The sequence below is a fragment of the Shimia sp. R9_1 genome, assembly GCF_017743775.1.
Classification (GTDB): Bacteria; Pseudomonadota; Alphaproteobacteria; order Rhodobacterales; family Rhodobacteraceae; genus Shimia.
The window spans coordinates 647,882-660,121 of record NZ_JAGHRN010000002.1; the positions used below are offsets into that span (position 1 = coordinate 647,882).

At 56.1% G+C, this 12,240-nt stretch carries 9 protein-coding genes and 1 tRNA gene; 5 read left to right on the forward strand and 5 right to left on the reverse strand.

The features are described 5' to 3' along the window. The first annotated feature begins 182 nt into the window (after positions 1–182). Entirely contained in the window at positions 183–1,766 is a 1,584-nt protein-coding gene (locus tag J7399_RS09405; RefSeq protein WP_209085570.1) for an AAA family ATPase, read from the forward strand. Positions 1,767–1,988: 222 nt separating this feature from the next. Here J7399_RS09405 and J7399_RS09410 read toward each other — a convergent pair whose 3' ends face one another. Continuing rightward, positions 1,989–2,903, reverse strand: coding sequence for a hypothetical protein (locus J7399_RS09410; protein WP_209085571.1), 915 nt, complete (start codon positions 2,901–2,903; stop codon positions 1,989–1,991). A 534-nt stretch (positions 2,904–3,437) separates the two neighbouring features. Between J7399_RS09410 and J7399_RS09415 the strand changes: the two genes are divergently transcribed. Further along, positions 3,438–6,020, forward strand: a complete 2,583-nt coding sequence (locus J7399_RS09415; protein WP_209085572.1) for a P-loop NTPase fold protein — start codon at positions 3,438–3,440, stop codon at positions 6,018–6,020. Between the two features lie 726 nt (positions 6,021–6,746). Here the strand turns inward: J7399_RS09415 and J7399_RS09420 are convergent. Then, a tRNA-Ala gene (locus tag J7399_RS09420) sits at positions 6,747–6,822 on the reverse strand. A 108-nt stretch (positions 6,823–6,930) separates the two neighbouring features. Then, positions 6,931–7,257, reverse strand: coding sequence for a TIGR02300 family protein (locus J7399_RS09425; RefSeq protein ID WP_209076898.1), 327 nt, complete (start codon positions 7,255–7,257; stop codon positions 6,931–6,933). Between the two features lie 108 nt (positions 7,258–7,365). Here J7399_RS09425 and J7399_RS09430 point away from each other — a divergent pair, with 108 nt between their 5' ends. Then, positions 7,366–8,061 carry a SprT family zinc-dependent metalloprotease gene (locus J7399_RS09430; protein WP_209085575.1) on the forward strand — a complete coding sequence of 232 codons (696 nt, stop codon included), beginning with the start codon at positions 7,366–7,368 and terminating at the stop codon, positions 8,059–8,061. Positions 8,062–8,117: 56 nt separating this feature from the next. Beyond that, a complete protein-coding gene (locus J7399_RS09435) occupies positions 8,118–8,771 on the forward strand; it encodes a GntR family transcriptional regulator (RefSeq protein WP_209076904.1) in 654 nt (217 codons plus the stop codon). Here the strand turns inward: J7399_RS09435 and J7399_RS09440 are convergent, their stop codons facing one another. Further along, positions 8,772–10,097 carry an MFS transporter gene (locus J7399_RS09440; RefSeq protein ID WP_209085578.1) on the reverse strand — a complete coding sequence of 442 codons (1,326 nt, stop codon included), beginning with the start codon at positions 10,095–10,097 and terminating at the stop codon, positions 8,772–8,774. Positions 10,098–10,228: 131 nt separating this feature from the next. Continuing rightward, complete coding sequence (locus tag J7399_RS09445; protein WP_209085580.1) at positions 10,229–11,191, reverse strand: acetyl-CoA carboxylase carboxyltransferase subunit alpha; 963 nt, start codon at positions 11,189–11,191, stop codon at positions 10,229–10,231. A 209-nt stretch (positions 11,192–11,400) separates the two neighbouring features. On the opposite strand from J7399_RS09445, the gene J7399_RS09450 reads away from it, so the two are divergent. Further along, positions 11,401–12,240 (forward strand): AraC family transcriptional regulator, encoded by an 840-nt coding sequence (locus J7399_RS09450; RefSeq protein ID WP_209085582.1) that lies wholly within the window; start codon positions 11,401–11,403, stop codon positions 12,238–12,240.

Below are 12,240 nucleotides of genomic sequence, written 5' to 3' on the forward strand. Positions count from 1 at the left end.
CTGCACACACATACACCGTAGGCAACTTCTGTACCCACATGCGGGACATCGCAGCTTCTTTGAGCCTGCCGGGGCACAAACCGTCGCGTTCCACGCACATCGCACAGGTTGGCTGCCCCAGTGTGGCCGCGCCGCCCAATCGAGTGCCTGACCTTGCCCTAATCTCGCAGCTGATGGAGCACATGCCGAACCCGGCAGGAATGGACCGGAGCGGGCAAGTTGGCGTTGCAAACGCGGTAAAAGGCGCAGTAACTGGAACCGGATTTGAGGCAGAGGGGCGAGACCTCTTTCTTGCGTGGAGCGCCAAGTGGTGGGGTTCTAATCCGCTTGAAGACGCGCGTATTTTTGACACCCTTGGTGCCCCGAAAAATGGCTGGGCGTCGCTACTTCGTACTTGCCACCAGTTCGCCCCTAATCTTGCTAAAGAGGTGCGCCTTGCTGAGGCAAAGCATGTGTTTTCTGGCGCGCGCATTCCCGATGGCGTAATCGACGAATTGGCAGCCCGTGGCGGTGGAGGTCAGTCCTCGTGTGCGCTTGAGCGATTGGTGCTTACCCCAGCAAACGTTCTTTCAGTGACAAGCATTCCCCCACGCCAGTGGCTCTACGGGCGTAGCCTGATTGCGGGATCGCTCAGCATCATTGCTGCACCTGGTGGAACAGGTAAGTCTGCGCTGACTATGGTTGAGGCGGTCGCTATGGCTTGCGGACGGACATTGCTCCCCGGTGAAGCGCCGCAGCGTCCGCTCCGCGTTTGGGTCCACAACGCAGAAGACCCCCAGGATGAATTGGACCGGCGCTTGGCGGCCATCATGAAGCAATACGGCCTCTCGAACGCTGATCTTGGCGGTCGCCTGTTTCTGACGTCAGGGCGCGAAGTTGATCTGTGTTTAGCAAAATCTGAACGTGGCGAACCGCGTGTGGTGCCGGGGATTGAAGACAAGCTCACTGAGTTCATCAAGCGTAACCGCATCGATGTCCTTGTTTTAGATCCCTTGGGTGCGGTCCACGCGCTGCCTGAGAACGACAACACGGCGGTCAACGTGCTTTTGGGCGCACTTCGTCGTGTCATGGATCGCACTGCACTAGCTATTCAAGCTGTGCACCACACCGGCAAGCAGGCGGCCAACGACATGAAAGGAAGCGGTGCAAGTGCAGCTCGTGGAGCGTCAGCGTGGGTCGATGGGGCGCGGAATGTTCGTCAACTCGCGCGTATGACCTCGGCGGAGGCAGCAAACTTCGCAATCCCAGCGGAAGAGGCATTCAAATACATTCGAGTAGACAACGGGAAGGCAAACCTCGCGCCAGCGGCGAAAGCTGTGTGGCGCAAAATCGAACCGATGGGCTTGGGTAACGGCACGCCGCAATACCCGGACGGGGATAGCGTGGGCGTACCCGTAGACTGGTCGCCACCGACCCCCATGGTCGAGACGGTGACTGCAAGCGAATTGCAACTGGTTCAGGCCGCGATTGACAAAGCCCCAAACCCTCCTCGCGCCAGCGAACAATCTCCAGAATGGGTGGGGTATATCGTGGCGGGCGTCCTGAGCCTTGATGTGGGGCCGCGTGGCACAAAGCGCGAAGAACGTAGCGCTGAGCAAAACCGCGAACGGGGGCAGGTCAAAGACCTCGTGAAGCGGTGGCTCAATAGCGGCGGACTTCTCCAGGAACCTGTATCTGACCTAAAGAAGGGGCGTGCCACCCCTGTTATCCGTACCGGGCAGCCTGCAGTGCTTCTGCCTGACGGCGGCGAAACTGCCTCTAGTTAAGTTCGCTGGACCCGATCAACGCCAAGGAAGTGCACTTCTCGCAGCGGATCCGAGGTGGGGCGCAGGTGGGGTCCGCAACCGTGCCGGGTAAAGTAAAATAGCGGTGGAATAGGGGGGTGTGTCCCCAACAGGGACACCCCCACCACCACCTGTTTTACTATAGAGCGGAAGTGGTGGGGGAGAAGATCAAATTGAGGTGCGAAGTGCGGCAGCCCAAAGACTTTAGCCGGTACCGGTGGCTCGCATTGGAGGCACAAGCGTGGCTTGCACTAATGCGAGCCACCTTTGATGCGCAGAAGTGTTCTGCGGTTCGTCCAAGTAAGCGCGAAGCACTCGTAAGACGGCCCACTGCTTCGCCTCGCCGGTGGTCATTTTCATAATCGGACGCAATGCGGCAGCATGGTCACGATAGAGGTCCAAGAGATCTTGTTGCTCGTCCGCGCAAACAGGGCGGATACGCGGACGCCCTGCGCGGACGACAGCGCCCTGACGCACAGGCTTTGGTGCGCGTGGCTGGTCAGGCAGACTGCGGCGGGACAGAGCGTCAAAAGAGCCCCTTGAGGGTCGCCACAGGCCCTGCATGCCTTGGTCCTCTGTCGCTTTAACGGAGGTGGCTTCTGTGCGCTGTCCGGCGCTCTCTATGCGTGCTGGCAGCTTGCTCAACCTCACGTCCATCCAGCTTACGTCGTTGCGCGTGTCGATTTGCAAGCGCTGGTACTTCCAGCGCAGCCAATCTGCGACGGCAGGAGCGAGCTCGGCTACGTCAATGCCGCCCAACGCACCCACGAACGCCTCCTCGTGCTCTTTAAGGTCGATTGTACGCCCCGGCACCCACGGGTCTTTTTTCCAGGCATCGCCAAGCCGGTTGGCAGCACGACGTGCCTCTGCACGGTTCCATTCCTCTGCTGTGATTTGCCCGGCCTCAAAGCGGCGCTTCTGGCGCTCCCGGAAGGCATTGGCAGCCTTGGGGCCGCAGTGGCTTAGGCACCGGCCCTTGCCCTCCTTGATTGGCGGGTTAGTGCATGTGCCACCGTTTCGGGTGCGGGCACCACACGTTGGGGCTAGAGGCCCGCCGCGCTCAAACACCTTGGCAGCTTCTCGAAATTCTGCGCTCTGGATCGGAGTTTTTATCTTCACGTCCTCTATATTGCCCCGCCGCCGCTCATGGGTGTTATATTATTACACGTAGTAATCCTGTCAATTAGCGGGTTGTGAGTAACTGACCCTGTGCTTTTTCTTAGGGGAGGATTCAAAGACGGTTCTCCGCGTCGACGGCTGCTTTATCGCAAGGCCGACAAAAGCAAAAACACTACGATATCCGAGATGTAGGGCGAGGGCGCCGTATGGGCATTCATAGGGAATGACGGCTCTCTGCCTAAAGCGGACCCATCTAGGCCGCTAGGAGCAAAAAACGCTGTATATGCAAAACTTGAAAAGGTTGGTTCCCGAAAGCAGATATTCATCGGGTCGGCTGGTTGCCGAAACGTAAACGCCAGTGCTCAATTTCCGGGGTGAGGCGGTCTTATGCCGCCAAAATTAGGTGGGGACAAGCTCATTCGCAGCTGTTCGGAAGGTAAGTTTATTAAAAGTCAGGGTCAAATTCCTCTCGACTTTTCAATTCCTAGTTGCGACGAGTGAAGTCAATACTGAAACAAAGCTGGGCGTGAATTGATGACTATGACGACGGTGGGTACCGCTCAGGTTCAAAGTTCGACCTCAAACAAAGTATATGATATTTTTTCCGATGAACTGGATTGGGAAGTTGTTTCGAGCCACGAGCGCGACATGGGCCCTGAGAAGCTGTGGAGTGCTCACATAGAACATGACGAGTTGGGAACACTTCGATGGGAGGTGACAGAGTATCCTGAGGGTTTTTTGGGCGAGATTGTTAGAGATTTAAATGGTCACGAGATCGTTCAAGATTTCAGCGTCAGCTTAGATTATGAAACCGACAAAAATTATGAGGCATTCGTTCGTCACGCATCGAATATAATGGAGCAGTGGTTTCGTGAGAATTATGAGGATCCAGCTAATTCCCTCCCCTATGACACTCGAGAAGGTGGTTATCAATGGATCTATGGCGGACCGACAACGCCAATCGAAGCTCTAGAAGAGGAGTTTGGGGGCAAATATCCCTCCGACGTCATCGAGGAAGTAGCATCCCGTATTGAGGATGAGTTGATTGATTGGACGCCAATACCTGGCCCCGATTTTTTCAGTGACGGTGAAAAACATCTGCCAGAACAGAATGTGAGTCCAGAAGATCTGCTGGAACGGTTTCGGACAAACCGCAACTTTGCTGCCTCCATGTCCGAGCAAGACCTTGTGGATTCTTTGGTTCAGTGGTTTCATCACTTTTATGAAGATCCCCAAAACGAAACTCCGTTCGACAGTGAAGAGGGCGATTTCGTCTACATCTACGGCGGTCCCTATAATGCTGAAGAGGTAATTCGGGATAGTTTCGGCAGTTTCGTTACCGATGCAGTAATCCAGGAAGTTGTTGACCAAGTTCAACGTGATGGAACCGTGAATTGGGCTCCATCTCCAAACCATTCTGACCAAATAAATGCTGCAGATGAGCACAGAAAAAAACAAGAAGAAGAGACCAGGAGCGGATTTGGACTTCACCTTCGCCGGGAAACGGGAAAGCTTGTTCTAAACAGTGACCGTTTCAGTTTGGCATTGGCGCGCCTTTTCCGAATTGCTCAGGGTGAATTTTCTCTTGCCCTTCTTGGGCGGTGGGGCAGTGGAAAGACTTCGATAGCGGATCTAGTGGCTGGTTACCTGCAGGATAGTGAGAAGTATCAGAAAGAAATCCAGAAGGTTTTTGGTGAGGGAGCAAAGGACGAGGCAGAGAACAGAGACTACGAGATCGTCAAATTCAATGCATGGCGGTATCGGCAAAAACCAGAGCTTTGGGTTTGGTTGTACGAAAGCTTTTTGATCGCCTTCCTTAAATGCAATCCGCTGAACCGAGTTCTTAGGTCAGTCCGTTTCGGCCTTCAAAAACACGGTCTTTATCAATCACTCTTTACCTTAGTCACGCTAGCTTTCTTAGCTGTGCCTTCCATGTGGATCTCTCAAGTCTTGCCCTATGGCTTGGCAGTTTTCGGAATCTCAGGGCTCCTTGGTTTAGTTTTCCTTGCTCGCAGGTGGTACACCTCTCTCCGGCGCCTTTACGACAAATACGGTATGGTGACGACCCATCGTGAACACTTAGGTATGCAAGCGCTAATAGGAGAGGACTTGAAGGCTTTAGTTACCTCTTGGACTAATGTCCATCAGTTCGCTTTTAGAGATAAGGTGGTATTTGGATTTTTACTTTTTTTGGTGGCAGTAGTTTGGTTCTCTACCTTTTTCGGGGGGGAAAGTGGTTGGTTAATTGATGTCTTAAAGACAGCTGCGTCCGAGAAGCTTGATACGGATGCTGCCCAAGTTCTTAATGCCTCCAAGGTTGCTTGGGGTATATGGTGCTTGATAGCCATTACTTTCTTCGGTGCGGTGATTTCGAATATTGGTCGCGCTGACCGCATTCTACTGATCGTAGACGATCTTGATCGTTGTCCGCCTGACGAAATCGTTGATTTAATCGATGGCATCAAATTGATGATTGACGATGAAGACGTCGGCAAACTTGTTCAAGCCTTTGTTTTAGCCGATGACACAGTACTGGAGGCGGCCATTCGGCGCCGTTTCGAGGGGCTTTCAAGCAAAGAAGATGGCAATCCAGGGCGGTGGCGCGCAGCGGTTCGAGAGCATATGGAAAAAGTGTTTCTCTGTCATGTTTCCCTGCCCGTACTTTCCGCTAAAGGGATTGAAGAGCTGGTTACAACATTCTCCAAAGAATTTGGTCTAGAAACCAAGGAAGCACCTTTAAAAAAGCCATCTCAATCTTTGGATGCTCCAGAAAAGGTCGAAAGGCCTACCGCTGCGCCTTCCTTGCCCTCCTCGCCCGCCGAGCCAGCAGTCGAATTTGTATTGTCAATTGATGAGCACAATGCAATTCGCTCAGCCTTGTCTAGTCAATGCGAAGAATCAGACGAAATCATAACGCCACGTACGGTGCGCTCGTTTTTGGTGAAGTATCAGTTTGCCCGGATGCTTCTTCAGTCAAATCGTATAACGTTTGAAAGTGACCATCTCGTCGAGAAACTAGCCTTGGAAGTGTCATCTGCCCGCATCAGTGGCAAAGTCTCGGAGAAACAAATTGAAGACGGCGACGCTGTAAGTTTGGTTGTTCGCTTAGTTGCCTAGGCGTTCCTATTTTTAAACGAACAGTACACTGAAGGCACTCCGAGCTGGAACCAGAGCAGTGGGAGATCCTGTGTTAAGCAATGCCACGCTATGGTGTCGGATTTGCTACAGGCTTCCAATCCCGTGAAGAGGTCGTTGTTGCCTCTAAAAGCTCTCGGGAACGCCTAGCACTGTGCAGTATTGTTGGCGAATGAAAAATATTGTTCAGGAAAGCTCTCACTCTTGCACGTGGGCAAGCGTATATCGACAGGTCTTGCCTGGAGGCGCTTGTCCATTTGTTCCGTGGCCAGATTTTCAGATCATAAGAGGTCGGTTTGGAGTGTTTCTGAGGTTGAGGCGCTCGCTCCACAGGCGGAAGACCTCGCGCTTATGTCTCAACAAAATCGCACTTTTGAATGAGCGGAACCGTTTCGCCCACAACGGGGAGGCAGTGGCATTCGCATAGGGCGCAAGAGTCTTGCCGCACATGGGCCATACAGACAATCCCTTTCACCCGGTCTTGCAGTATTTCCTGAGTTGTTTGACTGCGCAGTCAAAAAGTCCAGAATTTCTCGGCTTTATAGACGGAGCATGTAGAGCAATTCGGAACGTCGTCGGGTGAGGCCGGGGGGGGAGGTTGACGCGGCTGTGCTTGGCTTCGACCGTACTCCGTGGCAAGAAAAATAAGGGGCAGGTTAGGGGCAGAACAGCTGTCCCGTGAAAAATATGTTTGTTTTCATGTAGGTTTGGTGGAGCCTAGGAGGATCGAACTCCTGACCTCTACAATGCCATTGTAGCGCTCTCCCAGCTGAGCTAAGGCCCCAAATCTGTCAGGCCTCTCAGCCTGTGCGCGCCTAATTAGGCGTATCCCGGGGCAGGTTCAAGCGAAAAATTCCGCCCCGGAGAAGTTTTTTTGCCGTTCGGCTGACGATCAGTTGTCGTCGTCTTCAGAGGCAACGTCCGCGATCTCATCGAGCGAAACGTTGTCGTCCTCGTCGTCATCCAGAACATCATCTTCGAGGTCTAGATCAACGGCGTCATCATCATCAAGCACGTCATCTGCATCATCCAGATTGGCGGCTTTGGCTTTCAGTGTTGCGGCATCCTCGGCGTCTGCTGCAATCATGCGGCTCTTGCCCGCATCTACTTCTACGATGTCGCCAGTGTATGGGCTGACAACAGGATCTTTGTTCAGGTCATAAAAACGCTTGCCGGTGGTCGGGCACACGCGTTTGACGCCCCATTCTTCTTTGGGCATGGGTAATCCCCTTCAATCGGTTGAGTCGCTCTCGACGGTTTGCGCCACGTGCCATATCAAGGGCCGCGTGTCAAAGGGTATCACTGCAATCGCGGCCAAGGAGCGTAAATGACGCAACATATCATCCCCGGAACACCACCTGTGACGGTGGCTTTGCGTCAGTCTTCCCGTGCGCGGCGCATCAGCCTGCGTGTGTCGCGGCTGGATGGCAAAGTGACACTCACTGTGCCACGCGGGGTGAGCACACGTGAGGCGCTCGGCTTTGCTGAGGAAAAGCAAGACTGGCTGCGCAGACAGCTGTCGCAACAGCCAGAGCAGGTTTTGGTCGCGCCAGGTGCCGTGCTGCCGGTGGCTGGTCGGGATCGGCTGGTTGTGGCCGGGCAGGGGCGGTCGGTTGTTTTGGGACAGGATGAAATTGCCGTGCCGGGGCGCCCTGATCTGGTTGGGCGCAAAGTGCAGGGCTTTCTGAAAGAGCTTGCACGGCACCGTCTGTCGGAGGCTGTCGATCACTATGCGGCGCATTTGAGATTGCCCTACAGCCGGATGACGCTGCGGGACACGCGCTCACGCTGGGGCTCCTGTTCTTCGGCGGGGGCGCTGATGTTTTCCTGGCGGTTGGTGATGGCAGCCCCGGATGTGCTGGACTATGTCGCCGCGCATGAAGTGGCCCATCTGAAAGAAATGAATCACTCCCAAGCGTTTTGGAATGTGGTGACGCAACTCTATGGCCCATACGAGGCACCGCGCCGATGGCTGCGCACTGATGGGCAGGTCTTGCATCGTTATCGCTTTGACGGGGTTTAGCTGTCACTTGCAGCGAGGCCATTGACGTCTCGGCGCTTTGTGATCACAACGGCAGAATGATCCCACAGCCTCGTCCCTCCCAAGACCAATCCACCTCGGCGCATGACCGCGTTTACCGCGCCTTGCGCACCAAGATCATGTATGGCGAGTTGGCACCGGCCGAAGCGCTGACCCTGCGCGGCATTGGGAAAGACTATGAGGTCTCCATGACGCCAGCGCGTGAAGCTGTGCGGCGTCTGGTAGCGGAAGGCGCTTTGACGCTTTCCAGTTCAGGCCGCGTGGCCACCCCCGAACTTTCGAGTGAGCGTCTGGAAGAGTTGGCCGCGTTGCGTGCGCTGATCGAGGTGGAGCTGGCCAGCCGCGCGCTGCCACGGGCTCATATGGCGCTGATCGACCGGCTGGTGACGATCAACGGCACTGTGGCTGAGGCTGTGAGCAAGGGGGACGCGGTCGGCTACATCCGCGCCAATCTGGATTTTCACCGCACGCTTTATTTGCGCGCTCAAGCACCGGCCATGCTGGCGATGGCGGAGACCGTCTGGTTGCAGCTTGGACCAACCATGCGCGCGCTTTATGGGCGCCTGCGGCGCACGGAACCTCCCCACTACCATCGCCTGATTATTGCGGCGCTCAAGGCCGGAGACGAGCCGGGCCTTCGGCTCGCTGTGCGCTCAGATGTGACGCAGGGATTGCGGCTGCTCGCGCGGTAATCAGCCCCGCGACGGCCAAGCGTGGTGATAGTCGTCAATGACAATCGCATGCGCATGTTTGCGTGGACCATGCTCTTTGAGGTGGGGGTGATCCGGCGGCAAATCCGGATGTTCATGCGGCATGTCGGCAGGAGATGGCCGCCAGAGGCGCAGACCGATCCAAACGCTCGCAAGGCCGATCAGGCTGAGCGCTCCCAATGAAAGCGCCTGAGAGCCAGCTGTGGCTGTCCAGCCTGCCAAAGGGTAGGCGATCAGCCAGCAGGCATGGCTGAGGGCAAAATGCGCGGTGAAAACCGCAGTCCGGTCTTCTGAGTGCGCTGAGCGTTTTAGGAGCCGTCCGGAAGGTGTCATCACGGCGGAATAAAGCAGGCCCGCGCAGAGCCAGATGGCCAGAAACCCGATCCATGACAGCGGGCCATTGGCCCAGACCCAGGCCGCATGGCACAGTTGGATGGCTGCGAGCACTGCGGCTGCTGCGCTCATCAACGCGCGATCAGAGATGTGATGAAGCAAACGAGGCAGCATCAGGGCTGTGATCATACTGCCCGCGCCGAAGGCGCCCATGGCAATCGCCAGCCCATTTTCAGCCATGCCATACGTGTTGCGCACCACGACGACAGTGTTCACCAGAACATAGGCTGTTGTGGCGGCTGCGGCCATGTTGAATGCGAGAAGTCCGCGCAGGCGGGGCGTCGCCAGATAGATCCAGCTGCCACGCGTCAGGCGCGACACAAACGGGCGGTCGGCGCTGGCTTTGCGGGGCGGCAGTTTGGTGCTGAGAATCAGCAATGCAGAGAGGAAGAACCCTGCGGCTGTGCCCGCAAACAAACCATGGAAGCTCATAAAGAGCAGCAAGAGACCGGCGAAGGCGGGGGATAAGATATTTTCCAGATCAGACGCGAGGCGAGAGAGCGATAGCGCTTGTGTATATTCGTCTTCATCAGGAAGGATCTCAGGGATCGTGGCCTGAAATGTCGGAGTGAAAATACCCGAAGCCACCTGCAGCAGGAAAATTAGCCCATAAACCTGCGCCACGCTGTCCACAAATGGCAGGCTCAGCGCAACAGCAATGCGGATGGCGTCTGCCCCAACCAGGACTGCCCGTCGCGGAATCTTGGCCACAAGTGCGCCCATCACAGGGGATAGGCCAACATAGGCCACCATTTTGATGGTGTAAGCGATGCCCAACACAGCCCCGGCATTGGCCCCTGCCAGGTCATAGGCAAGCAAGCCAAGCGCGATTGTGAGAAGCCCGCTACCAGCCAGCGCGACGAGTTGCGCGGCAAACAGGCGTGAAAACGTGGGGTGTTTGAGCAAGTTCAACATGACGCCAGAGTACCGCGTTGGCGCGTCTCAGCAAAGCCATGTTCGTCTCTACAAGCAGCTCGGAAGCTGCGGCTTGCGGTCTCAGGCGCAAGCCGTCTTCTCAATCGGTTTTTAAAGGGGGAGAGCGCAGATTAGGCTGCCAGTCCTTTGGCCCCGATGTTCAGGAACTTCTTGCGGCGGTTGGAGACCAATTCATCCGCAGGCATTTCCGCCAGTTCGCCAAGCATGTCTTCGATGGCTTTGCGGACGTTCTCCATGGTCGCGGCGCGGTCACGATGAGCGCCGCCTTTCGGCTCCGCGATAATCCGGTCTGCCACGCCAAGCTGGTGCAAGTCTTGCGCGGTCACGCGCAGAGCTTCTGCCGCTTCACGCATCTTGGTGCTGTCTTTCCAGAGGATAGACGCGCAGCCTTCAGGGCTGATCACCGAATACACCGAATGCTCCAGCATGGCGACGCGGTTCGCAGTGGCAAATGCCACAGCACCACCGGAGCCGCCTTCGCCAATGATCACGGAGACCAGAGGTACGCCAATTTGCAGGCACATTTCAGTGGAACGCGCGATGGCCTCAGACTGGCCGCGCTCTTCTGCGCCTTTGCCAGGATAGGCACCGGCTGTGTCTACCAAGGTGACAACCGGCAGGCCGAATTTTGCCGCCATTTCCATCAGGCGCACGGCTTTGCGGTAGCCCTCTGGACGCGCCATGCCGAAATTATGCGCGATGCGGGATTTGGTGTCGTTGCCCTTTTCCTGGCCGATCACCATCACGGGCTTTCCGTTAAAACGTGCAAGGCCACCCATAACGGCGAGATCGTCCGCAAAGCTCCGGTCGCCCGCAAGCGGGGTGTAGTCGGTGAACAGCGTGTCGATGTAGTCGCGGCAATGCGGGCGCTCCGGGTGACGTGCCACTTGGCATTTCCGCCATGGTGTCAGGTCTTTGTACAGTTCTTCCAGCAGATCAGCGGCTTTGCGATCCAGCGCTGCGGCTTCGTCAGCCACGTCCATCTCTTCGTTCTGACGCGCCAGCGCGCGCAGCTCTTCGGCTTTGCCCTCGATCTCTGCAAGTGGCTTTTCGAAGTCGAGATAGTTGGTCATTGGGCACTCCCGGCGCATTCCTTACGTTTCCGCTATATGACGCTGACGGAGCGTAATTGCAACGGTGTGCGCCATGTGGCCAATATTGAGGCAGGGTGCAGCGCAAGTTAGCAAGATTTGTGATCTGGCTTCATGTCATCAGGACGGGGTCGGGATCGCTCTGAATCCTGTTTTGTTTTCATACTCCAAACCATTGGGAGACTCGTATTATGTCCGCCAGCTACGAAGACCGCATCCTGCGTGTTTTGGCCTACATTCATGACAATACGGATGGAGACCTGTCTTTGGACGCGCTGGCAGATGTGGCGGCGATGTCGCGTTTTCACTGGCATCGCGTCTTTCATGCGCTCACCGGTGAAACCTGCGCGCAGGCCGTGCGCCGCATTCGCCTGCATCGCGCGGCGGTCTGGCTGGCGCAGGGAGATATGTCTCTGCCGCAGATTGCGGCGCGCACCGGGTATGGCAAACAAGGCAGTTTCTCACGTGCGTTCTCTGACGCTTATGGCATCAGCCCGTCGGCGTATCGTGCCGCAGGGCAGGTGGCATTGCTCAATCCAGATTTAAAAACAGGATGTTACCCTATGCATGACGTAGATATTCGCAATGAACCCAGCCGCCGCCTGGTCGGAGTGCCTCATAAAGGCGCCTATCATGAGATTGGCAAAAGTTTTGAGGCCTTCGGTGCCATGTGTGAAAGCCGTGCCCTCTGGCCCAATGTGCGCGCGGTGATCGCGGTCTATCAAGACAGCCCCGAAGTTGTGCCGGAAGCGGAGCTGCGCGGTCTCGCCGGTGCCGAATTCGTCGGTGAGGGCACCCCGGAAGGGATGGAAGACTTTGCGCTCCCGGGCGGTAGAACCGCCGTGCTGACCTATAAGGGGCCTTATTCCGGCATCTCGGCGGCCTATCATTCTTTCTATGGCAATTGGCTGCCCGCCTCTGGCGAAGAGCCCGCAGACCAGCCCTGTTACGAGATCTATCTCAACAACCCGCGCGACACAGCACCTGAGGATCTTTTGACGGAAATCTGCATGCCGTTGGCTGCAAAATAA

Coding starts and splice junctions, on each gene's coding strand:
- J7399_RS09450 (WP_209085582.1), top strand. CDS start 11,401: ATGTCCGCCAGCTACGAAGACCGCATCCTGCGTGTTTTGGCCTACATT.
- J7399_RS09415 (WP_209085572.1), top strand. CDS start 3,438: ATGACTATGACGACGGTGGGTACCGCTCAGGTTCAAAGTTCGACCTCA.
- J7399_RS09435 (WP_209076904.1), top strand. CDS start 8,118: ATGATCCCACAGCCTCGTCCCTCCCAAGACCAATCCACCTCGGCGCAT.
- J7399_RS09425 (WP_209076898.1), bottom strand. CDS start 7,257: ATGCCCAAAGAAGAATGGGGCGTCAAACGCGTGTGCCCGACCACCGGC.
- J7399_RS09440 (WP_209085578.1), bottom strand. CDS start 10,097: ATGTTGAACTTGCTCAAACACCCCACGTTTTCACGCCTGTTTGCCGCG.
- J7399_RS09405 (WP_209085570.1), top strand. CDS start 183: ATGCCGAACCCGGCAGGAATGGACCGGAGCGGGCAAGTTGGCGTTGCA.
- J7399_RS09430 (WP_209085575.1), top strand. CDS start 7,366: ATGACGCAACATATCATCCCCGGAACACCACCTGTGACGGTGGCTTTG.
- J7399_RS09445 (WP_209085580.1), bottom strand. CDS start 11,191: ATGACCAACTATCTCGACTTCGAAAAGCCACTTGCAGAGATCGAGGGC.